The sequence below is a fragment of the Virgibacillus salexigens genome, from assembly GCF_014905415.1.
Classification (GTDB): Bacteria; Bacillota; Bacilli; order Bacillales; family Amphibacillaceae; genus Virgibacillus; species Virgibacillus salexigens.
The window spans coordinates 250,010-271,290 of the sequence record NZ_BNEO01000003.1; the positions used below are offsets into that span (position 1 = coordinate 250,010).

General features: G+C 36.6%; 22 protein-coding genes, 3 pseudogenes and 1 riboswitch. Of the genes and pseudogenes, 19 read left to right on the forward strand and 6 right to left on the reverse strand.

Annotation, left to right across the window (positions count from 1 at the left end):
- Positions 1-179: 179 nt before the first annotated feature.
- The 5 genes from JKP73_RS15205 to JKP73_RS15225 all read left to right on the forward strand — a co-directional run bounded on the left by JKP73_RS15205 (position 180) and on the right by JKP73_RS15225 (position 3,543).
- Complete coding sequence (locus tag JKP73_RS15205) at positions 180-572, forward strand: acyl-CoA thioesterase (protein WP_021290676.1); 393 nt, start codon at positions 180-182, stop codon at positions 570-572.
- 197 nt (positions 573-769) lie between these two features.
- Positions 770-1,561: a glutamine ABC transporter substrate-binding protein gene (locus JKP73_RS15210; protein WP_021290675.1), complete on the forward strand. Its 792-nt coding sequence runs from the start codon at positions 770-772 to the stop codon at positions 1,559-1,561.
- A gap of 224 nt (positions 1,562-1,785) precedes the next feature.
- Positions 1,786-2,442 carry an amino acid ABC transporter permease gene (locus JKP73_RS15215; RefSeq protein WP_031335408.1) on the forward strand — a complete coding sequence of 219 codons (657 nt, stop codon included), beginning with the start codon at positions 1,786-1,788 and terminating at the stop codon, positions 2,440-2,442.
- Positions 2,442-3,164, forward strand: coding sequence for an amino acid ABC transporter ATP-binding protein (locus JKP73_RS15220; protein ID WP_200411531.1), 723 nt, complete (start codon positions 2,442-2,444; stop codon positions 3,162-3,164). The genes JKP73_RS15215 and JKP73_RS15220 overlap by 1 nt, the downstream gene beginning before the upstream one ends.
- A gap of 106 nt (positions 3,165-3,270) precedes the next feature.
- Positions 3,271-3,543, forward strand: a complete 273-nt coding sequence (locus JKP73_RS15225) for a hypothetical protein (RefSeq protein WP_021290672.1) — start codon at positions 3,271-3,273, stop codon at positions 3,541-3,543.
- Between the two features lie 13 nt (positions 3,544-3,556).
- Here the strand turns inward: JKP73_RS15225 and JKP73_RS15230 are convergent, their stop codons facing one another.
- A complete protein-coding gene (locus JKP73_RS15230; RefSeq protein WP_021290671.1) occupies positions 3,557-3,760 on the reverse strand; it encodes an aspartyl-phosphate phosphatase Spo0E family protein in 204 nt (67 codons plus the stop codon).
- A 442-nt stretch (positions 3,761-4,202) separates the two neighbouring features.
- Between JKP73_RS15230 and JKP73_RS23640 the strand changes: the two are divergent.
- The 3 genes and pseudogenes from JKP73_RS23640 to JKP73_RS15245 all read left to right on the forward strand — a co-directional run.
- A pseudogene (locus JKP73_RS23640) lies at positions 4,203-4,316 on the forward strand (N-acetyltransferase); the annotation flags it as partial.
- 451 nt (positions 4,317-4,767) lie between these two features.
- Entirely contained in the window at positions 4,768-5,541 is a 774-nt protein-coding gene (locus tag JKP73_RS15240; RefSeq protein ID WP_021290670.1) for a GNAT family N-acetyltransferase, read from the forward strand.
- Positions 5,542-5,546: 5 nt separating this feature from the next.
- A complete protein-coding gene (locus tag JKP73_RS15245; RefSeq protein WP_038247389.1) occupies positions 5,547-6,590 on the forward strand; it encodes a S66 family peptidase in 1,044 nt (347 codons plus the stop codon).
- A gap of 276 nt (positions 6,591-6,866) precedes the next feature.
- Here JKP73_RS15245 and JKP73_RS15250 read toward each other — a convergent pair whose 3' ends face one another.
- From JKP73_RS15250 to hmpA, 3 genes and pseudogenes are all read right to left on the reverse strand, one after another.
- Positions 6,867-7,610, reverse strand: a complete 744-nt coding sequence (locus JKP73_RS15250; RefSeq protein WP_021290668.1) for an SDR family NAD(P)-dependent oxidoreductase — start codon at positions 7,608-7,610, stop codon at positions 6,867-6,869.
- 18 nt (positions 7,611-7,628) lie between these two features.
- Positions 7,629-8,370 (reverse strand): annotated as a pseudogene (locus JKP73_RS15255) (SDR family NAD(P)-dependent oxidoreductase).
- 325 nt (positions 8,371-8,695) lie between these two features.
- The gene (gene hmpA, locus JKP73_RS15260) at positions 8,696-9,913 is read right to left on the reverse strand and encodes an NO-inducible flavohemoprotein (protein ID WP_038247399.1); all 1,218 of its coding nucleotides are present in this window, start codon (positions 9,911-9,913) and stop codon (positions 8,696-8,698) included.
- Between the two features lie 132 nt (positions 9,914-10,045).
- On the opposite strand from hmpA, the gene nsrR reads away from it, so the two are divergent.
- The 3 genes from nsrR to JKP73_RS15275 all read left to right on the forward strand — a co-directional run bounded on the left by nsrR (position 10,046) and on the right by JKP73_RS15275 (position 11,251).
- Positions 10,046-10,498 (forward strand): nitric oxide-sensing transcriptional repressor NsrR, encoded by a 453-nt coding sequence (gene nsrR / locus JKP73_RS15265; RefSeq protein ID WP_031335407.1) that lies wholly within the window; start codon positions 10,046-10,048, stop codon positions 10,496-10,498.
- A gap of 109 nt (positions 10,499-10,607) precedes the next feature.
- Positions 10,608-10,883, forward strand: a complete 276-nt coding sequence (locus JKP73_RS15270; RefSeq protein ID WP_021290663.1) for a GNAT family N-acetyltransferase — start codon at positions 10,608-10,610, stop codon at positions 10,881-10,883.
- Positions 10,884-11,020: 137 nt separating this feature from the next.
- Positions 11,021-11,251, forward strand: coding sequence for an excisionase family DNA-binding protein (locus JKP73_RS15275; RefSeq protein WP_021290662.1), 231 nt, complete (start codon positions 11,021-11,023; stop codon positions 11,249-11,251).
- Between the two features lie 53 nt (positions 11,252-11,304).
- On the opposite strand, the gene JKP73_RS15280 is transcribed toward JKP73_RS15275, so the two are convergent.
- The gene (locus JKP73_RS15280) at positions 11,305-12,735 is read right to left on the reverse strand and encodes an aldehyde dehydrogenase family protein (protein ID WP_021290661.1); all 1,431 of its coding nucleotides are present in this window, start codon (positions 12,733-12,735) and stop codon (positions 11,305-11,307) included.
- Positions 12,736-12,828: 93 nt separating this feature from the next.
- A complete protein-coding gene (locus JKP73_RS15285) occupies positions 12,829-13,815 on the reverse strand; it encodes a DmpA family aminopeptidase (RefSeq protein ID WP_200411532.1) in 987 nt (328 codons plus the stop codon).
- 107 nt (positions 13,816-13,922) lie between these two features.
- On the opposite strand from JKP73_RS15285, the gene JKP73_RS15290 reads away from it, so the two are divergent.
- The 8 genes and pseudogenes from JKP73_RS15290 to JKP73_RS15325 all read left to right on the forward strand — a co-directional run bounded on the left by JKP73_RS15290 (position 13,923) and on the right by JKP73_RS15325 (position 21,272).
- Complete coding sequence (locus JKP73_RS15290; RefSeq protein WP_021290659.1) at positions 13,923-14,489, forward strand: TlpA family protein disulfide reductase; 567 nt, start codon at positions 13,923-13,925, stop codon at positions 14,487-14,489.
- A gap of 97 nt (positions 14,490-14,586) precedes the next feature.
- Entirely contained in the window at positions 14,587-15,696 is a 1,110-nt protein-coding gene (locus JKP73_RS15295; RefSeq protein ID WP_160807432.1) for a CdaR family transcriptional regulator, read from the forward strand.
- Positions 15,697-15,813: 117 nt separating this feature from the next.
- Positions 15,814-17,229: a glycolate oxidase subunit GlcD gene (gene glcD, locus JKP73_RS15300; RefSeq protein ID WP_021290657.1), complete on the forward strand. Its 1,416-nt coding sequence runs from the start codon at positions 15,814-15,816 to the stop codon at positions 17,227-17,229.
- 44 nt (positions 17,230-17,273) lie between these two features.
- On the forward strand, positions 17,274-18,599 hold the full coding sequence (locus JKP73_RS15305) for a (Fe-S)-binding protein (protein ID WP_051170060.1): 1,326 nt from the start codon (positions 17,274-17,276) through the stop codon (positions 18,597-18,599).
- An 85-nt stretch (positions 18,600-18,684) separates the two neighbouring features.
- Positions 18,685-18,832, forward strand: a riboswitch (FMN riboswitch).
- Between the two features lie 266 nt (positions 18,833-19,098).
- Positions 19,099-19,740, forward strand: a complete 642-nt coding sequence (ribE, locus tag JKP73_RS15310) for a riboflavin synthase (protein WP_160807430.1) — start codon at positions 19,099-19,101, stop codon at positions 19,738-19,740.
- A gap of 12 nt (positions 19,741-19,752) precedes the next feature.
- Positions 19,753-20,349: pseudogene (ribB, locus tag JKP73_RS15315) on the forward strand (3,4-dihydroxy-2-butanone-4-phosphate synthase); the annotation flags it as partial.
- A gap of 19 nt (positions 20,350-20,368) precedes the next feature.
- The gene (gene ribH, locus JKP73_RS15320; RefSeq protein WP_021290652.1) at positions 20,369-20,833 is read left to right on the forward strand and encodes a 6,7-dimethyl-8-ribityllumazine synthase; all 465 of its coding nucleotides are present in this window, start codon (positions 20,369-20,371) and stop codon (positions 20,831-20,833) included.
- A gap of 259 nt (positions 20,834-21,092) precedes the next feature.
- A complete protein-coding gene (locus JKP73_RS15325) occupies positions 21,093-21,272 on the forward strand; it encodes a hypothetical protein (RefSeq protein ID WP_021290651.1) in 180 nt (59 codons plus the stop codon).
- Positions 21,273-21,281: the final 9 nt, after the last annotated feature.

The following is a 21,281-nucleotide window of genomic DNA, read 5'->3' on the forward strand; positions in this document are numbered from 1 at the left end:
AATGGAAGGAAATCTTACAAAAATTCGGAAAAATGAGTGAAAATGCCTAGAATAAGAGAAGGGACGATCCATTTTTATCATAGATGTTAGTAATTCGAACAAATTGAATACGGATTATAATCTAGTGAAAAGTTGCGGTATAATAAATCTTAAACTGATAGATGAAGGAGGAATAGGATATGTTTCAGATGAGGATCGAACCACGTGTTTCTGAAACGGATGGAGTTGGACATATTAATAACACGACCATACCAATCTGGCTAGAGGCAGCAAGAAATCCCATCTTTAAATTATTTACCCCAGATGATTCCTTTGCAAATTGGAAAATGATACTACTATCTATTCAAGTAGACTATCTTAGTCAAATTTATTTTGGGACTCCGGTAGAAATACATACGTGGGTAAAGAGAATTGGTAATACCAGCCTTGAATTATATGAGGAAGTCTATCAAAGAGGTCACCACTGCGCGAAAGGTAAAGCTGTATATGTAAATTACAATCAAGAGAAACAAGTATCTGAGTTAATTCCTGACAACATTCGACAGGAATTAGAAAAGCATCTTTATTCATAAAATGGAAGTGGAGAAGATAGTCTACTAGTTATTTAGAGTTAATTGTACGATTTATACGTATTTTCAAATTATTAAGGTGAGAAATTCAAGGAATCACGTTCATTCGACAATTTCCGCTCGTTTAGAATTTTTTAAATAATCATATCTTTGTTATTATTAAAGGGTATTCATTTTTTTATTACCAAGGGGGTTTTTACATGAATAAACACAAATGGAAATTACTGAGTATTCTGATTTTAATTGGTCTTGTTTTAGCGGGATGTGGTTCTTCTGAAGGGGATGCGGAAAATGGTGATAATAGTGAAGGTGAGTTGAAAGATACGTACACAGTAGCTAGTGATACATCCTTCGTGCCGTTTGAATTCAAAGAAGATGGCGAATACGTTGGCTTCGATATCGATCTTATTCATGCCATTGCGGATGAAGCTGGGTTTGAAATCGAATTAGAAACAACGAACTTTGATGGAATTATTCCTGGCTTGCAGACTGGTTCGTTTGATATTGCGATTGCTGGTATAAGTATTACTGAAGAAAGAAAACAGAAGATTGATTATAGTGAGCCATATTATGAATCTGGATTAGCAATTGGTGTCCGTAGTGATAACGATTCTGTTAAAGGGATTGAAGATTTAGAGGGGAAAACAATTGCCACTAGACTAGGATCTACCAGTGCTTCATATATCGATGAGAACATTGAAAATGCGGAGGCGAGTCAATTTGAACAGCTTGATCAAGCGTATTTAGCTGTTGAAAATGGCAGTGCTGATGCTATTTTATATGATGCTCCGAATGTAAATTATTACATTCAAACAAATGGAGACAACCTAAAAGTTGTTGGTGACCTTTACCAAGCTGAGGATTACGGTATTGCAATCTCGAAAGGGCAAGAAGAATTAGTTACTGCTATTAATGATGCATTAGCAACTTTAAAGGAAAACGGTAAATACGATGAAATCTATGAAAAATGGTTTGGAAAAAAACCAGAATAACAGAATTCGAACGATTACAAGTCGTTAAGGAGCACAGCCTCATGAAGAATAAGCAATAATGAATAGGGAATCTCCTGTTTTGATTGGACAGTTTGAATACGTAGTAACAAAATTGATGCTCATATGGAAACTGGGTCGTTACGAGTAAAAGAGGAGAATCTTCTTGTTTGGATGGGCTGACTTTTAGGGCAGCTCCTTTTTCTCTGACTAGCGAGGTGAAGCAAATGGTGAATTTTAATTGGCTGCAAGTGATTGATTTCTTACCTGAATTATTTACAGGACTTTATTATACCTTACTCATTTCTGTTATTGGCTTAATTATTGGATTTGTTCTTGGTGGAATCTTTGGACTAGGGAGAATAGCTAATAATAAACTTATTAAGAGCATTTCTGCAATATATGTAGAAGTTATTCGGGGTACACCTGTATTGGTACAAGCAATTTGGATATATTTCGCCCTACCACTAATCATTGGCTTTGAAATCGAGTCCATAATTGCCGGGGTTATCGTCATTGCGTTGAACTCAGGTGCTTATATTGCTGAAATTGTTCGTGGGGCAGTACAATCAATTGATAAAGGGCAGATGGAAGCAGGTCGCTCATTAGGGCTGAACCATGGACAAACAATGCGATATATCATTTGGCCACAGGCATTTAAACGAATGATTCCTCCATTAGGGAATCAGTTTATTATTAGTATTAAGGACACCTCACTCTTATCCGTAATATTAGTGCCGGAGTTGATTTTTCAAGGTCGATTAATCGCTGCCAACCATTTTAACGCGGTGGAAATTTATACAACGGTAGCAGTTTTTTATCTGGCTATTACGCTGACATTATCATTTGTATTACGGATTATTGAGAGGAGGCTGGATATTTAATGATTCAAGTAAAAGGTTTATACAAAAACTTTGGAAAAACAGAGGTTCTTAAAGGAATAAATTGTGAGATTCAGCCCTCGGAAGTAGTTTGTGTAATTGGTCCAAGCGGTTCTGGAAAAAGTACTTTTTTACGTTGCTTAAATATGCTGGAATCAATTACTAGTGGTGAAGTGATTGTGGATGGGAATAACTTAAATGATTCTAATACAGATATAAATATGGTGCGTACAGAAGTAGGAATGGTCTTCCAACAGTTTAATTTATTTCCTCACAAGAAAGTCATTGAAAACTTAATGCTTGCACCTCAAAAAGTAAGAAATATTAGTCGTCAGGATGCAAGAGAAAGAGCAGAGAAATTGCTAGCAAAAGTTGGATTAGGAGATAAAGCTGAACAATATCCTCAGCAATTGTCTGGTGGCCAGCAACAGCGTGTTGCTATCGCACGAGCACTGGCCATGGAACCGAAAATGATGTTGTTTGATGAACCCACTTCTGCGTTAGACCCTGAATTAGTCGGAGAAGTATTAGAAGTGATGAAACAACTGGCTAAAGAGGGAATGACCATGTTTGTCGTGACACATGAAATGGGTTTTGCTAGAGAAGTGGGTGATCGAGTGTTGTTTATGGATAATGGTGTTATTGTTGAAGAAGGGAAACCCGATCAACTATTTTCTAACCCCCAATCTGATCGAACAAAAGAATTTTTAAATAAAATATTGTAACAAAACTAGCGTATTGGGTCGTTCGCCCAATACGTTTTTTATGTAATAACTTGATACAACAAGGACATAACTAATACTATTCGAAAATGTTTGGAGTGTGGTTCATATGTATTTAAATGGTAAGCTTATATCAGGTGAACTTGATTTAAACACAAATGATTTTATAGTAAAGCAATTTAAACAGCTCGCTACCGAATCTAATCTCTCTGAGAATCAGTTAACCAAAATCATGAGGTACTTAGACAGTCATCCTAATGTTGATGGTCAAGTATTAACTTTATATGATCAAATGCCAATCTTCTTAAATCAGGAAGAAGTGGCAAACGTTCTTGATGATTTAAGGTATATTCAATCGATGTACCAATCAAATAATGAATGATAACTCATTCAGTTCATACCCAAAACATGACAATAAATCCAGTTAAATATACTGGTTTTAAATTGTTTTGCAAATTTAATAGCGTATCAAGCTGTTGACTACATTTAACCGTTCGCTTATCAGTCAGTCCATATTTTAGACCCAATTCTATCATCTCTTTTTTTTTCTTACTAATCGCCTTGCTTAATCTTGTAACTTTTGGTTCAACGATCTTCATTTTCCTTCTTCCTTTCTTGATTATAAAAATGTTAGGGCATAAGTCTCAGAACACACAAGTGTAAGTATGATTATTTCTATATGAAAATGCAATAGTTTCAACAAAGAAAGTCAAAATGATATAAATTACGACATATTACTACTAATTTGTTTGTTATTTTATAGTAATCACTTCATAAATGTAGGGTATTTGTCTCATTTATTGTATATTTTGGTTTCAAAGTAAATAATTGGATTACTTTGAATGTATGTTGACTTTTACACTTCATACTGCTGGGAAATTTTTATTTGGTCCTCATAAAAAAGGTGATTAGAGACAGATCATTTGGCAATCAGAGGAAGATAATGTTCAAAATAACAAAACGAATTAATATTATAACACAGTACTTCGTGAGGCAATGAAGGAGGAATAAGCTGCATTTTGGCTAACCGATTGTTTTGAACTAGTAGAATTGGCCGTGGAACCTAGCTTTCAAGGAAGTGGATATGGACAACAATTTTTAGAGGAGATCTTGAAAAGAATCCCTAATCAGACAGTAGTATTAACCACACAGTAAATAATATCATTGGTCAATCATTATATAAAAAGTAAGAGTGGCGGGTATTAGCAACTCCTTCTTTCCAGATCATACAATTCCCTTTACGATTATGGGAAGAAAGATTAACGATTTTGTAAAATGATTAAGATAACGGGAAGTAACGTGGTGATTGAAGATAAGGGAAATACGCGAAGCACCTTGTGTAACTGTTTTATGACATGTTTATCTTTCCTGCTGTAACTCATTAATGGAATGTATCACATGTTACGTAAGGGCTTAACCAATTTGGGTGTTACATTGGCTATTATCAATGGATGTAAAAAAGGCTAATCATTCCATGACGAATATGATAATATGGATTTGTGTGGATTATTCAAATAATTACTAAATTAAAGTGTTCCATTACTGATAGTTTACTATTATTCTATTTTTTTGTGTGAAGAAATGATAAATAGAGGATGTTTTATGAATGATCGTGAAGACAGACTTTAAAGTTAAGCAAAAACTGTATCCCTTATTTAAAGGTCTCAAAGATACACAGATTTTAAGTTGTCTACAAGGCCATATGGGAGAAGCTTGGGTTGATGATCCAGTGCATCCGACTGTAGCTCAGATTACAGTTGGTGACTTTACCTTCTTTGCTGGAGATGCTTATTCCAATACAGCAACTGAATTATTAGGCAATATTCCTGATCGAATACTAGCTATTGTTCATACCAAAGAATGGGCAGACCAGCTAGAGGCAAGGTATCAGGGGGCCTTTGAAAAAATCAAACGATATCGCTTTCGAAAACAGGCTACCGACTTAAAGATAAAGCCACTAGAAGATTATGTCGCTAAACTACCAGAGAACTATGAATTAAAACGTATCGATCGAAGCAATATTCTAAATCCATCGTTACATGCTATTTCAGAAGATTTCACGGGAAATTTTCATTCTATAGAGGATTTTTTAGAAAGAGGGATAGGATATTGTGTTTTATATAATGGAAAGGTCGTATGTGGAGCATCGTCTTATAGTGTATATAATGATGGGATTGAAATCGAAATCGGTACAAATCCTGATTATAGAAGAAAAGGTTTGGCTAAAATTACAGCATCTGCATTAATACTAGAGTGTCTTGAAAAAGGGTGGTATCCAAGTTGGGATGCTGCTAATTTAGCATCTGCTAGATTAGCAGAACAATTAGGTTATGTGATGGAGGGAGCATATGATAGTTATTTTATAGTCAAGGAGGAATAAGAAAGGTGTTAAAAAAACCTAAACATTTATTGTCAGGAGATAAAGTAGCAACTGTTAGCCCAAGCTGGGGTGGAGCGGGAGACCCTGAATTGAGAACGCGATATGAGATAGGAGTAAAGCGTTTAAAAGACGTGTTTGGTCTACATGCTGTACCGATGCCGAATAGCTTGAAAGGGACCTCCTACTTATATGAAAATCCACAAGCACGTGCGGAAGATTTAATGATCGCATTTAAAGATCCTTCCATTAAAGCAATCATTGCTAACATAGGAGGTGATGATAGTATCCGGTTATTGCCATATTTAGATTTAGAAGTGATTCATGATAACCCCAAAATTTTTATGGGGTATTCGGATAGTACCATTCAACATCTAATCAACTTGAAAGCTGGCATATCATCATTCTATGGACCAGCAATTCTAACGGATTTTGCTGAAAATGTAGAAATGCATGCTTATACCATTCATTCCATTAAGCAAACGCTGTTTACAAGCACACCTATTGGTGAAATAGAACAGGCGACGGCTTGGACAAGTGAATTTCTAGATTGGACAGTCGAAACTAATAATCAGATTAAACGGAAGATGCAACCAAACAAAGGGTACGAGCTGCTTCAAGGTTCTGGTACTGTATCTGGACGATTAATTGGAGGGTGTATGGAGGTATTAGAATTTACAAAAGGGACCGAGCTTTGGCCGACTAGTAATCACTGGGAAAATAGTATCCTTTTTTTTGAGACTTCTGAAGTAAAATCATCACCTGTTCTACTGACCTATTGGCTGCGTAATTATGCTGCACAGGGGCTATTACAAAACACCAATGGAATTGTATTTGCAAAGCCTAAAGATGAAGCCTTTTATGAAGAATATAAAAGAGCGATACGCATGGTAATGCGTGAGTATAAGCTAGAGGATTTGCCAATATTATATAATTTGAACTTTGGTCATACCGAACCTAAAATTGTTATCCCGTATGGAGCGATGGCCGAGATCGATTGTGAACATCAAACGTTCTCCATTTTGGAAAGTGGTGTGGAACCGTTTAAATAATTATAGAGAGTTTGTAAATTTCGATATGGAGAATATGAATATTATAAAATTATTATTTTTACTAATTGCATATAGGCTACTTTTATTAGGATTATTCTATGTCTTTCGTAGGTTTCCACAACCATGCAAAAATGGATGATCCATTTAGATTTGGGCTGGACTCCTTATGATACCGATAATGCTATCTCAAACTTGGTTATCAAAACAAGAACTAGAAGAGCCTATCATGAACAAAGAGGATCAGTAAAATTTGATCCTCTTTGTTTTCCTTCTAAATTATTGTGCTGTATAGCCACCATCAACTAATAAAGTAGTTCCAGCAATAAATGACGCATCTTCACTTGCGAGGAATAGCACTGCTTTTGCCACTTCATCCGCTCGACCGAGTCTACCCATAGGGTGTAAATTGACAAGATGTTCTTTTACTTCCTTCGGCGAATCAGCAATTAACGGAGTGTCGATATACCCTGGACAAACTGCATTAACACGGATGCCTTCCTTTGAATACGTAATTCCTAATGTTTGGGTGAGTAATTTAACTCCACCTTTGGCGGCAGCGTATGCTGTCACCCCATCTTTCCCGACAAAACTATGAATGGAACCACTATTAACGATAGCTCCTCCGGTTCCTTGTTTCCGCATTTGTTCAATCGCATATTTATCGGAAAGATAAACACCTGATAAGTTAATATCCATGGTTTTTTTCCATTGCTCGTATGACATTTCATGAATATTAGCTTCATTGGCAATTCCAGCATTCGCAAACATGATATCAAGCTGTCCAAATTGACGAACCGTCTGTTCGATCATATTCTTTGTATGTTCTTCATTGGTTACATCAGCTTTAACAAATAGGGATTCATATCCTTGTTGAATTAAATCATGTGAAATCTCCTGACCACGATCGGCTAAATCAGCAATAACTACTTTAGCGCCTTCCTGTGCGAATAAACGAGCTGTAGCCTCGCCAATTCCACTAGCTCCACCTGTAATAATTGCTACTTTGTTCTCTAGTCTCATTTGCAAAAACTCCTTAAATTAATTTACTGTCGATCCATCATCAATTAGAAACTGCTCCAGTTGAAAAAGATGAATCGTCGCAAGCTAAGAATAATACCATTTTGGCAGGCTTTCCCATTCGTCCTAAGAGATAGGTTTTGTCCAATTCTTCCTTAGAACGGCCAATTTGTTCAGAAGCATAATCTGCCATTGCAGTTTCTATATACCCTGGATGGATAGAAATTACACGTACATCTGCTTGAGCGTATTCCATCGCACCATCCTTGGTCATAATCCGAACTGCACCTTTACTAGCGCCATATAAAACATGGCCAGGTGTACCGATGATTCCTGCTTCGCTGGAGGCATTAATTATGGAACCATTTTTTTGTTCGGCCATGATTGGAACATCATGTTTCATTCCTAAAAACACACCAGTTACATTAATGGACATTAGTTTATTCCAATCTTCTAATTCTGTCTCTATTAATAGTTTATTAATTGAGATTCCAGCATTATTAAATAAAATGTCGATCTGTTTATGGCTAAATAGCGTTTTTTCAACTGTTTATTTCCAACCTGCATCTTTACTAACATCATGCTTTATAAAAGTAGCTTCAGCCCCTATTGCCTTTATTTCATCTACCGATCGTTTTCCGGAGTCTTCATTAATGTCAGTGAAGACAACTTTCGCTCCTTCTTTAGCAAATATCAGAGCAGTTTCTTTTCCAATCCCTGCTCCTCCACCAGTAATAATAGCGACTTTATCTTTTAATTTCATGTTATCATCTCATTTCTAGTATGATTAAAAGTGAATCAATCATGTATCTATTCTTATTTATTTCTAAGATAAAGCGATAGAGGTATACGGAAACGAAAGCTCTAAATTTAATTATTTATTTTATGTTTTCCATTCCGATTTGACCGGCCATGCTCTCAGCTACTTTCACATCACTGGTTGCCTTAATTCATTTGATAAACGGTACCTCATTACATTCGGTGGCAATAATGTTACTTCTTAGAAAAATTCCGAACTACTTTCCGGATATAATTTTGTATCCTTGGATGGTAGTTCGGAATTAAATTTATTCTTGTTTCTTTTGCCTTTAGGCGCTAATATCTGCAGATGGTCCAAATGTTTCATAGTGAATAGCGCCGTCTTTCACCTCCATTTTTCTTAAAATACGAAGGATGGTTTGCATAAATCCATTTGGACCACAAACATAAAAAGATGCATTCGTGGTAGGAATTACACGATGGAGCCATTCATAATCAATATGACCATGTTTATCACAATCATCATGATCGTTACCATAGACAACATAATTTGTTATATTTGCATATTCCTTTGTAAGGTTTTTCACTCTGTCTTTCATTGCATGATGTTTGGCTGACCTTGCCGCATGGATAAAGATAACCTGTCGATGGGGCTGCTTTTCAATAACGGTTTCTAACATACTCATTAACGGAGTGAATCCCACGCCCCCACTAATTAGAACTAAAGGTGTTTGGCATTCTGAATCTAAGGTAAAGTCTCCAGCAGGAGCACTTATTGGCAGAATAGATCCCTCATGTATCGTTGTATGAAGAAAATTCGAAACGATCCCTTTGGGATATGCATTTCCCGGTTCACGTTTTACACTAATTCTATAAAATTCGGCATTCGGAGCAGTTGATAAACTATATTGTCGTAGGTGATCAAAGGGCTCATCTTCTATTTGTGCCTTAATGGTTATATATTGTCCTGGTCTGTATTTAGGTATTGGTAAACCATCCGTTGGTTTTAGGTAAAAAGAGGTAATTACTTCGCTTTCTACAACTTTTTTAATCACCGTGAAATCACGGTATCCTACCCAACCACCTATTTTTTGTTGTGTTTGTTCATACATTTCTGTTTCTATGGTTATAAACATTTCTGCGATGACGTTATATGCCATTTCCCAAGCTTTTAATATTTCCTCATTTGCTGTATCCCCTAAGACTTCTTTAATCGCTAATAGCAGATATTTTCCAACAATTGGATATTGTTCAGCTTTTATATTTATGCTCGTATGCTTATGTGCGATTTGTTTTATATGAGGAACTATTTCTTCTAAGTGTTCAATATTTGCTGCAGCTGCATAAATAGTATTTGCTAATGCTTTTGATTGTGCACCTTTTTGTTGATTCGTTTGATTAAAGATATTGTTTAATTCCGGATGATTCGCAAGCATCAGACGATAAAATTGTTTTGTTATTTTTTCTCCGTGTTCTTGTAATACTGGTACAGTCGCTTTAATAACGTCTATTGTTCTCTTGTCTAAGCTTTCCGTGGCATTTGTCATAAAAACTACTCCTTTAAAAGATGTATTTTTAATACACCTTTATTGTATGGAACTATTTTTCCTATTACAATGGGGATGAAGTCAATATGTGTTACAATAATGTGAAGTTATTAACAAGTGAGTGTGATGAGGGTGAATTTAAAGAAATATACAGACTATGCATTACGTGTGTTAATATTTACAGGATTAAAATCAAAGCAAGAACTGGCAACCATTAAGCAAATTTCTGACGTATATAATATTTCTCAGGAGCATTTAAAAAAAGTAGTTCATGAACTTTCAAAAAGAGAATTAATCGTGTCTGTAAGAGGTAGAAACGGTGGTATCAAGTTAGCTAAACCTGCAAATGAAATTAATGTCGGAATATTAATTCGCCAGCTTGAAAATGATTTTATAATGCTAGAGTGTTTTGATAAAGGAACAAATCACTGTGTGATTTCTCCGGGTTGTACGTTAAAACATGTAATTAATAAGGCGCTAGTTGCTTTTTTTAAAGTTCTTGAAGCGTATACTTTAGATGACTTAATAAAAAATGAAGAAGAACTTCAAAAACTAATGGGAATTACCATTCAAAAAGGGGAATAATTTAAGGGGATAACTTGGAAATAATTGATTGGATTACTGTATATTGCATAGATTCCTCGTTTTGTTTAAGACTAGTATATAAAACATTTCGAAGAAGGAGTAGTATCGCATGAACATTCAAAAAGGTGACCAAAAATTTTTTCTTGGGGAAGATGAACAGTACCCAAAAGCTGTCATAACGTATGGTTTTTCTGACGATGGGGATGTTGTTATCAATCATACAGAAGTCTCGGATGACTTACGTGGTCAAGGAGTGGCGGGGAAGTTGGTAGAGGAAGTCGTGAATTATGCTAGAGAAGAAGGGAAAAAAGTAAATCCTGTTTGTCCCTATGCCAAAAATAAAATGGAAAGAACGCCGGAATATAGGGATATCCTGGTACAATAATGAGTTGAAATTGACTAGGGATTCTCTTGTTTTTAGACTAGGTATTGGAATAGTATAATGAAGGACATAAGCAAGGTAGTGGTACAATTTCTTAGGTAAGTTACATTTCCAAAATGTATAGAAAGGGATGGAGGACAATGTATCTAACCATATCGGAGACAGCGGATTATTTATCTATGGAGGAACAAAAGATTAATGCGCTTGTTTTACAGGGAAGAATTCGAGCGGTTCACGATGGAGATCAATATTTAATTAATAAAGAACAATTCACTACTCATCTTGAACAAATGGAGAAATATCGAAAAATGATACAAGATTATTTAAATGAGCCTATTCCTGAGGATATAGATGTGAAGGATGAAGATTAACGAATATGTAAAGAGGTTCTTCCAATATGGAAGAACCTCTCCTTTGTGTTTGCTTAAGAAGGTAACCCGAGCACTGCTTTTTCTTCTAGATATTCTTCAATTCCAAAGTCGCCCCATTCGCGGCCAATGCCAGATTGCTTATATCCGCCAAATGGTGCAAAGAAGTCAGTTGGTGCATTATTTATTTGGATTTGGCCAGCCTTAATATGATTAGCTACAAAGGTTAATGTTTCTTTATCCTTTCCAACTACATAACCCGCAAGTCCGTAAATGGTGTCATTAGCAATTTCGATTGCTTGATCTAAATCATCATATGTGATGATTGTTTGAACTGGACCAAAAATCTCTTCTTGAGCAATTGCCATATCATTGGATACATCCGTAAATACGGTGGGTTTAGCGAAGTATCCTGTTTCTAGACCTTCTGGTTTTCCTTTACCGCCAACTAGCAATGTTGCACCTTCATCTATCCCTTTTTGGATATAGGATTGAACAGTATCCCATTGATCTTTGGAGACAAGTGGGCCTGTTGTATTTTCTTTTTGTTGAGGATCTCCATACTTAAAGGAAGGTAATACTTTCTTAATCGCTTCTTCAAAATCCGATTTCATAGAGCTTGGAATAATGGCACGTGTTGCCGCTGAACAAACTTGTCCTGTATTCATCATAATATTGGAAACTGCTGTTTTTGCAGCTTCTTCAACATCGGCATCTTCTAGAACAACAAGTGGTGATTTACCACCAAGTTCTAGAGCTACTTTTTTAATTGTTTTTGCTCCATTTTGCATAATTTTCTCCCCAACTTTTCCTGATCCTGTAAAGGATACAAAGTCAATATCTGGATGTGCACTAATCCCATTGCCAATGGTAGAACCAGTGCCATTTACAAGGTTGAATGCACCTTTTGGAACACCAGCTTTATCAATAATTTCAGCTAGCATAATTGCCGCAAACGGGGTCATGGATGCAGGTTTTAGAACAACTGGGCTCCCTGCTGCTATCGCTCCTGCAATCTTCGTAGATGTTTGATTGGTAGGGAAGTTCCATGGCGTAATTAAACCACTAACACCAATGGATTCTTTACGGATCGTATGTCCACCTCGCTCCTCTTCAAATGTAATGGATTTTAATGCTTCTGCTGCATGAGTAAAATGATTATATCCCATTTGATAATGCACATCTTCAGATATTGACAGGGGAGCACCTAATTCAGCAGTCATGACCTCAATAAATTCATCTTTTCTTTTTTCATATTCCGCAGCAATGCTTTCAAGCATTTGAATACGTTCTTCTTTCGTTGTTTTTGAAAATGCTGGAAGTACAGCTTTAGCTGCATCTACTGCTTTATCTAAATCTTCGCTTGTACCTGAACTAATTTGACCGATTATTTCTTCTGTTGCTGGATTAATAACATCAATGGTTTCGGAACCAGTCGATTCCACCCATTCGCCATTAATAAAATGTTTTAAATTTGTGCGTTTCATATGAGAACTCTTCCTTTCCATCAGAGTTTTTCTTATAACGTTGTACTCTGTGTATTCCCAGTGCATTAAATTTAAAACATTCGTACCAAGTGATTATACTAAAGGTGCTCTTTCAATAATTCTTCCTTTTCTCCCAACCGTAGTTACGGCTGTTTTTAATGACCGCACGACTGCTTCTTCAATTATTTCTGTAACTGCTTGAAATAACTGATTCATAATTGGATGCTCATCACGCAAGTAGGTCAAGGATGCTTTCATAGATTGCTTATTCTGGTGATAGGTATGTGCGGTAGAAAACGCAATAGCGATATCTCCACTACCATTATCTAAGTGACTTCCAGTTCGTCCAAGACCAGCTGCACAACGTTTGGCTATTCGATTCAATTGACGATCATACAGAGGAGCATCCGTTGCAATTATCATCATAATCGATCCATCAGGGGTATCTAATTCTATAGTTGGCCAGGAAGCAAATTGTGCATCCTCGCGTTTACCATAGTTACTGACAATTAAACAGCCAATGTGATACTGTTCATTTTGATCTTCTACTATTCGTGATGCAGTACCTACTCCTCCTTTATAACCAAAACAGACCATCCCTTTTCCGGCACCAATTGCACCTTCTTCTACAGGGGAAGTACTTGCTGTCTGAATGGCTTCTATAGCATGAACTGGAGAAATGGCTGGATACCTTGCTGAATTTAAATAACTGTCATTACATTCACCAACGACAATATTAATTGAACTAGCGGTATCACCAATTTCTTCTGTTGTTTTAAGCATGTATTCCATGGTTCCTTGCCATACATAACCAACACTAAAAGTGTTCGTCAACATAATTGGTGATTCAATGAGACCTAGCTCATTTACTTGGATCAGCCCTGTTGTTTTTCCATATCCATTTAGTATAGCACTACCAGCATGCACTTTATCTCGAAAAACATTTCGATTATGTGGGAGGATGGCTGTCACTCCAGTACAAACTGTTGTTTCCTTATCGATTTGATGATGTAAAGTAACATGCCCAACGGATATCCCAGAAATATCAGTAATGCAATTGGATTTTCCTTTTCTCAACATCCCATTTAGTCCCCCTTTTTTAGTATTATATCAAAGTAGTATGTTGACGTAATTGATGTGGAATAATAAAGCCAAATAATATATGAAGGAATTCAAGGAGGACATGTATGAAACATAGTAAACGAATATTGGTTTCCATTATTGCTGTTGCTGGAATTATCTATTTCCTTTCTGTTAGTGATTTTTCAGCTCGCCAAGAAGAAAAAAACACACAGCCAGTGAATAATACAATAAAGCCAACTAACCTGGATACAGGTATTCATGTCGGGAAGCTTGCTCCTGATTTCACACTGAAGGGACTGGATGGAAAGGAATATCGATTAGAAGATTTTAAAGGGAAGAAAGTAATGGTAAACTTTTGGGCATCTTGGTGCCCTCCTTGTAGAAATGAAATGCCGGATATGCAACGTTTTTATGAGGATAAAGATATCGTTATCCTAGCAGTTAATTTAACCGATACGGAAAGAAAGGCAGAAGATGTTCAGCAATTTGCCAAGGAATATAAGTTATCTTTTCCTATACTTTTAGATAAAGACGGAAAAGTCAGTGAGAATTATCAAATAAAACCAATTCCCACAACGTATTTAATTGATTCAAAAGGTTATATTCATTATAAAGCGTTTGGGGCAATGTCTTATGAGTTAATGATTCAAGAATTTGAAAAGATGAAGTAGGGTGAAAACAGTTGGAAGGAAATTTACTTCTGGCTGTTTTATTTTTTAGTCTATTTTATACTAAGAATAGTATATAAAAGGAATTGGGTGAATGGAAATGGACAGTCTATTTCAAACCGATCGATTATACCAATCGATTGTACTGGAAATTAATCGTTTAATAAAGGAACAAGTAATATTAACAAACGAACAAGGAGTTATTGTGGCAAGCACGAACACAGAAAGGCTTGGCATCTTTCATGAAGGTGCTTTTCTTGCAATGCAAAAAAAAGAAAAGATGATTATGACGGATCAATTGGTTCATCAGTTGCAAGGTGTAAGGCACGGCATTGTTATCCCCATCATTATTAACGATGCTCCCTTAGGTGTGCTGGGTATTACTGGTGATCCACAAATTGTTGAACCATATGCAATGCTTGTCCAGAAAGTAACCGAATTATTTATCCATGATTCCCTAACAAGAATCAATCAGGAAAGTAAGATGCGTGATATTGAATTTTTTATATTTGATTGGCTAAATCATACCATTGATCTAACAAGTTTAGATGAGAGAAGTAATTTTTTACAAATTAATATGTACCAATACCATCAAGTTATCGTGCTTAAAAGCAAGGAGACCCATTTTAATCTTTCTTATCACCAATTAGAAATGGTCAAGAATATTTGGGATTATACAATAGAGGTGCTATTTATTCGATGGGGACAAGATAGAATTGTTATGCTTATTGAAGATATCGATCAATACAGACTATCAAAAAAAATCAATTACTTCTTAGAACGAGTGGAGCAAATAAATGGGTTCCGATTATATGCTGGAATTGGGAGACAGACAAGTACGGAGCGGCTATCTGATTCATTTTCACAGGCAATAAAGGCATGTGAACATGCGAATCAGCAATCACCTGTTGTATTTGAATCTGATTTACGATTCGAGATGCTTCAACATGAATTATCTTCTGAAACGAAACATCAATTTGTTAAGCGGACATTAGGGAAGTTAATCACCGATAAGGTCTTGATGCATACACTAAACAGTTGGTTTGAACATGATATGCAGATGCAGGTTACTGCTGATCATTTACATATTCATAAGAATACCTTAACCTACCGTTTAAATCGAATTGCTTCATGGACGCAGCTTGATCTAAAAAGTATTGATGATTTAATGCTCCTATATATAGGATTCCGATTTTCTCTGGAAGAATAGTAACTGTGCATATGTACAAATGTATCCGTTATCTAATGAAAATATTTGTGTTTATAGACATATTTTTTTTCGTTAATATTTTATAAAATAAAAATAGTATGAAATAGGAGAATGCATATGTTACATAGTGAAGTGAAAGGGAAATTGCTAGCCATTGTTGGAGCTGAGAATGTAGAGGATAATAATGCGAGCTTATTAGCTTATTCTTATGATTCTACAGCAAGATTCCAAGCATTACCTGATGCCATGGTTGCCCCTCGCAACACAGAAGAGGTAGCTGGTGTGGTGAAGGTTTGTAATGAACATAAGATTCCAATTGTCCCGCGTGGTTCTGGGACAAATTTATGCGCTGGTACGACACCAACAAAAGGTGGAATTGTTCTTATATTTAAACACATGAATCACATATTGGAAATAGATCAAGAAAATCTAACCATGACTGTAGAACCAGGCGTTTATACGAAAGATATTTTAAATGCTGCTATCGATGTTGGTTTGTTTTACCCTCCCGATCCCGGATCCATGCATATTTCACAAATTGGCGGCAATATTAGTGAAAATTCTGGAGGTCTTCGTGGATTGAAGTACGGTGTTACTAGAGATTATGTGCTTGGTCTCGAGATTGTTTTACCTAACGGTGAAGTCATCCAAACAGGTGGGAAATTGGCGAAAGATGTTGCAGGTTATGATTTAACTAGGTTATATATAGGAGCGGAAGGGACACTTGGAGTCATTACGAAAGCTATCTTGAAGTTAATCCCTCAGCCAGAAACAAAAAAGACAATGCTAGCACTTTATGAGGATTTAGAAGCAGCTGCTGAAACCGTTTCTGCAATTATTGCGAATCGAATTATTCCTGCAACATTAGAATTTCTTGATCAAGCAACTGTTCAAGTAGTTGAAGATTTTGCTGAAATCGGTTTGCCAGTTGAGGCGAAGGCGGTATTATTAATTGAACAAGATGGTCCACCTGAAGTAGTAGACCGTGATATGGATAAGATTGAAGAACTATGTAAGGATAATCGCGCATTTGACGTCCAAGTAGCGAAAACAGTGGAGGAAGCAGAGCAATTAACCGCTGCAAGGAGATCCGCATTATCTGCGTTATCCCGTTTAAAGCCGACTACGATTTTGGAGGATGCTACCGTACCACGGTCTGAAATTGCAAAAATGGTAAAAGCAATTGGTGAAATTGCAGAAAAATATCAATTAAACATTTGTACATTTGGTCATGCTGGGGATGGTAATTTACACCCTACTTGTCTAACAGATGCTAGGGATGAAGCAGAAATTGAATTAGTAGAAAAAGCGTTTGAAGAGATTTTTCAACAGGCAGTAGCATTAGGTGGCACAATTACCGGAGAACATGGAGTAGGCATGATGAAGCTGCCTTATTTACACCTGAAAGCTGGAGAACATGGGATTGAGGCAATGCGAAGTATTAAACAGGCGATTGATCCAAATGGAATTATGAATCCTGGGAAAATGATTGAACCAAAAGGGAGACAGAGAATGGTGGTGGAACACCAGTGAATATACAAGAAAAACAACAAATTCAGCAAGCTTTTCAAGAGACGATGGATTATGATGAATTAATGAATTGTACACGATGCGGCTTCTGTTTACCAAGCTGTCCGACATATATCGAAACCGGAAGAAACGAAGTGCATTCCCCCAGGGGGCGGATTGCTTTAATGAAAGGGCTTGTAGATGGAGTGATTGAGCCTAGCCAAGAAGTAAAGGATTCGATTGATATGTGCCTAGGCTGTAGAGCATGTGAACCAGTTTGTCCATCTGGCGTAAAGTTTGGTAGGTTATTAGAACAGGCAAGAGATGCCATATATCAACATAAGAAACAAACTTTACCTGAAAAACTAATCAAAGGCATCTTCTTTAAAAATATATTTCCATATCAAAATCGAATGATGGGGGTAACAGGGCTGTTAAGTTTTTATCAACGGTCTGGTGCGCAGAAGCTTGCCCAAGCAACAGGGGTTATGAACTTGTTTCCTGAAAGTATGCGTTCAATGGAAAAGGTGTTGCCAAGCGTCCCAAAGAAAAGTCAAATGAAAGATCGTCCTCGGCATTTACAACCTCTAAAATTAGAGAAAAAAAAGAAAGTAGCTTTTTTCTCTGGCTGTCTCATGGACACGATGTTTATGCATACCAATGACGCTACTGTAAAATTGCTGCAGTATGCAGGTTGCGAAATTGTCGTACCTTCTTTACAAGCATGCTGTGGTGCTCTACATGGGCATAGTGGAGAAATGGAGCAGGCAAGAGAAATGGCCAAACGCAATATTCAGGCATTTGAAGAAGTGGAAGTGGATTATATAATTTCGAATGCTGGAGGGTGCGGTGCCTTTTTAGTAGAATACGATCATTTATTAAAGAATGATTCAGAATGGAGTACTCGTGCAAAGCGTTTTTGTAATAAGGTTAAAGACATAACAAGTATATTAATTGAATTGGATTTTCATAAACAGCCACTATCTTTGGATAATCAAATCGTTACTTATCAAGATTCCTGTCATTTGAAAAATGGTCAAAGAACATTTATGGAACCTAGACAGCTGCTTGAATCCATCGATGGTGTACATTATGTAGAAATGAAGGATGCCGGTCGATGCTGTGGATCAGCAGGAATTTACAATATTGTGCAATCAGAAATGTCGATGCAGATATTGGATTACAAGATGGAGCAAGCACAGAATACGAAGGCGAAAACAATCGTTACAGCTAATCCCGGCTGTTTGTTACAAATGAAACTAGGAATTGAACGTGAAGGACGATCTAATGAAATGGAAGCTGTTCATATTGTTGATCTCTTACTTCAGGCATATGAAAATGTAAATGTTCGAAGCAATCTACATGATGAAGCAGCAACTTATATAAGAGCATAAACCAATTTTGATCAGTTAAAAGTATAAATGAGTTGCGGTTTTTCATATTTTATTATATAACTGTATTACAAGTTCATAGTTAATTAGTTTCCTTCGGGGTCGGGTGAAATTCCCAATCGGCGGTGATGAAGCAATAGGCTTCTTAGTCCGTGACCCGTGCGGCAATATGCCAAGCGGTGGATCTGGTGCAACTCCAGAGCCGACAGTTAAAGTCTGGATGGGAGAAGGAATTTTAATCGTTCAACATGCATCGTAACTTAGTAATATTTGATTACGTTTATTGGTCATTTTAAAAATTGGATGACTTCTATACGTGTTTTAGCATGTGTTGATCAAAATTCTGTACGTAAAGCCTCTGAAGTGAATTCAGAGGCTTTTTTTATACTGAATAAAGGAAGGTATCCTCAGTATAAACTCTCGCTATTTTTCTTGGTGAAGTCCGTTCTGCCAAGTATACTAATGTCCCGAGTACTACAAAGAGATAAAGGGAGTGAATTATTTGTTTACTGGAATTATTGAGGAAAAAGGTATCATTCGATCAATGGAACAATTATCCAAATATGCGATGTCATTAACCGTGAATGCTGAAAAGATACTAATGGATATGGAAGTTGGTGATAGTATCGCTGTCAATGGTACTTGTCTAACCGTTACGTCCTTTGATAACAAGAGCTTTTCAGCGGAAGTGATGCCTGAAACCGTAACGTCCACATCTTTACGTACACTTAAGACAGGTTCTGCAGTTAACCTAGAAAGAGCAATGGCTGCTAATCGTAGATTTGGAGGTCATTTTGTTACTGGGCATGTAGATGGAACCGGAAAGATTGTTGGAAAATATTACAAGGAAAATGCGATCTATTATGACATTGAGTTGAATAAAGCTCTAGAGAGATATGTATTAAAAAAAGGGTCCATTGCAGTTGATGGAGTGAGCCTGACCATCTTTCATGTTCAGGGGAATGTGTTCACAATATCACTTATACCTCACACAGCTTCTGCTACGATATTGGGGAAAAAAGATAAAGGCGATCTCGTCAATATTGAATGTGACGTGCTTGCAAGACAAGTGGACCGACTTATTTCGTATTCTACCAAGTCGCAGGAGCTTGATGAAGATTTCCTGAAAAATACTGGTTTTTAAGGGGGAACAGTAATGAACACAATCCAAGAAGCGATCGATCAATTAAAAGCTGGTCAAGCAATTATTGTTGTGGACGATGAAAATAGAGAGAATGAAGGAGATCTTGTAGCCCTTTCTGATAGGATAACACCTACTATGATAAATTTTATGATCACCCATGGGAAAGGGCTCGTCTGTACTAGCATTGAAGCCGATGTAGCAGAAAGAGTAGGGCTTTCTTTAATGACTTCGAATTCAAACGATCCATTGTCAACAGCTTTTACTGTCAGTATAGATTATAAAGAAACGACTACAGGAATTAGTGCATATGAACGCGCTACAACCATTCGAGCACTGGTCAATAAGTTTGCTATGAAAGAAGATTTTAAACAGCCGGGACATGTATTTCCTTTAATTGCAAAAGAAGGCGGCGTTCTAACACGTCCAGGGCATACCGAAGCATCTGTAGATTTGGCAAAACTTTGTGGAGCTTCTCCTTCTGGGGTTATTTGTGAAATTCTTAATGAGGATGGAACGATGGCAAGAGTGCCAGATTTGGAGAAAATGGCAGACAAATTTCAATTATGCATGATCTCAATTGAAGATTTAATAAGTTATTTAACAAAAAGAGTAGAGGAGTGTAAATAAGATGGCAAAAGTTGTAGCAGGAAACTTAGTAGGGACCGATTTACGAATAGGGATTGTAGTAAGTAGATTTAACGATTTTATAACAAGCAAACTATTAGAAGGGGCTAAGGATGCCTTAACTCGACATGGAATAGCAGAACAGGACATTACTGTTGCATGGGTTCCTGGCGCATATGAAATTCCATTAGTTGCTAAGAAAATGGCCTTACAAACAGAATATGATGCAATTATTACCTTAGGAACAGTGATCCGAGGTTCAACTCCTCATTTTGATTATGTTTGTAATGAAGCAGCAAAAGGTGTATCGCAGGCTTCACTACAATCAGAAAAGCCTGTTATTTTTGGTATTCTAACGACCGAAACGATTGAACAAGCGATTGAGCGAGCTGGGACAAAAGCTGGAAATAAAGGAGCAGAAGCAGCACTCTCAGCTATTGAGATGGCAAACTTATTACGTTCCTTATAGGTTGATAATCAAATGCAACAGAAACCATATTCTCCCCTTCGTGTAGACAGGATCATCGAATGCTGTTTACGTTGGGGTTTTTATGTTAGAAGATCTGAGCTCTTTTTGAGATAATTATTGTAAGTACGTATCTGCTATCCAGCTTATGTTGGAAAAATAAATAGCGATAGGATAAACTGAATAAATGGGGCATTTTTGACTGAAATCATAGAGCATGTTGCAATATACGTGTTTCGGTGTTAATTCGGGGGAGATGAATATGAAACTATTAATTGGTCAATTAGTACTAATTGCTGTGGTCTGGACGTCGATGGCTGTTTTTTTTTCTGAGATGACAGAAGCGAGTAAAATTATATTTTACCTTGTGACATCTTGGATGCTATTGTTGATTGTACTGATTATTAAAACATGGATAAAAGGAAGAACCAATAGAGATTGAAGGATGAGC

Excerpts from the sequence above, each read along its gene's own strand:
- JKP73_RS15205 (WP_021290676.1), top strand. The coding sequence starts at position 180 with ATGTTTCAGATGAGGATCGAACCACGTGTTTCTGAAACGGATGGAGTT.
- JKP73_RS15210 (WP_021290675.1), top strand. The coding sequence starts at position 770 with ATGAATAAACACAAATGGAAATTACTGAGTATTCTGATTTTAATTGGT.
- JKP73_RS15215 (WP_031335408.1), top strand. The coding sequence starts at position 1,786 with ATGGTGAATTTTAATTGGCTGCAAGTGATTGATTTCTTACCTGAATTA.
- JKP73_RS15220 (WP_200411531.1), top strand. The coding sequence starts at position 2,442 with ATGATTCAAGTAAAAGGTTTATACAAAAACTTTGGAAAAACAGAGGTT.
- JKP73_RS15225 (WP_021290672.1), top strand. The coding sequence starts at position 3,271 with ATGTATTTAAATGGTAAGCTTATATCAGGTGAACTTGATTTAAACACA.
- JKP73_RS15230 (WP_021290671.1), bottom strand. The coding sequence starts at position 3,760 with ATGAAGATCGTTGAACCAAAAGTTACAAGATTAAGCAAGGCGATTAGT.
- JKP73_RS15240 (WP_021290670.1), top strand. The coding sequence starts at position 4,768 with ATGATCGTGAAGACAGACTTTAAAGTTAAGCAAAAACTGTATCCCTTA.
- JKP73_RS15250 (WP_021290668.1), bottom strand. The coding sequence starts at position 7,610 with ATGAGACTAGAGAACAAAGTAGCAATTATTACAGGTGGAGCTAGTGGA.
- hmpA (WP_038247399.1), bottom strand. The coding sequence starts at position 9,913 with ATGACAAATGCCACGGAAAGCTTAGACAAGAGAACAATAGACGTTATT.
- JKP73_RS15270 (WP_021290663.1), top strand. The coding sequence starts at position 10,608 with ATGAACATTCAAAAAGGTGACCAAAAATTTTTTCTTGGGGAAGATGAA.
- JKP73_RS15275 (WP_021290662.1), top strand. The coding sequence starts at position 11,021 with ATGTATCTAACCATATCGGAGACAGCGGATTATTTATCTATGGAGGAA.
- JKP73_RS15280 (WP_021290661.1), bottom strand. The coding sequence starts at position 12,735 with ATGAAACGCACAAATTTAAAACATTTTATTAATGGCGAATGGGTGGAA.
- JKP73_RS15285 (WP_200411532.1), bottom strand. The coding sequence starts at position 13,815 with ATGTTGAGAAAAGGAAAATCCAATTGCATTACTGATATTTCTGGGATA.
- JKP73_RS15290 (WP_021290659.1), top strand. The coding sequence starts at position 13,923 with ATGAAACATAGTAAACGAATATTGGTTTCCATTATTGCTGTTGCTGGA.
- JKP73_RS15295 (WP_160807432.1), top strand. The coding sequence starts at position 14,587 with ATGGACAGTCTATTTCAAACCGATCGATTATACCAATCGATTGTACTG.
- glcD (WP_021290657.1), top strand. The coding sequence starts at position 15,814 with ATGTTACATAGTGAAGTGAAAGGGAAATTGCTAGCCATTGTTGGAGCT.
- JKP73_RS15305 (WP_051170060.1), top strand. The coding sequence starts at position 17,274 with ATGGATTATGATGAATTAATGAATTGTACACGATGCGGCTTCTGTTTA.
- ribH (WP_021290652.1), top strand. The coding sequence starts at position 20,369 with ATGGCAAAAGTTGTAGCAGGAAACTTAGTAGGGACCGATTTACGAATA.
- JKP73_RS15325 (WP_021290651.1), top strand. The coding sequence starts at position 21,093 with ATGAAACTATTAATTGGTCAATTAGTACTAATTGCTGTGGTCTGGACG.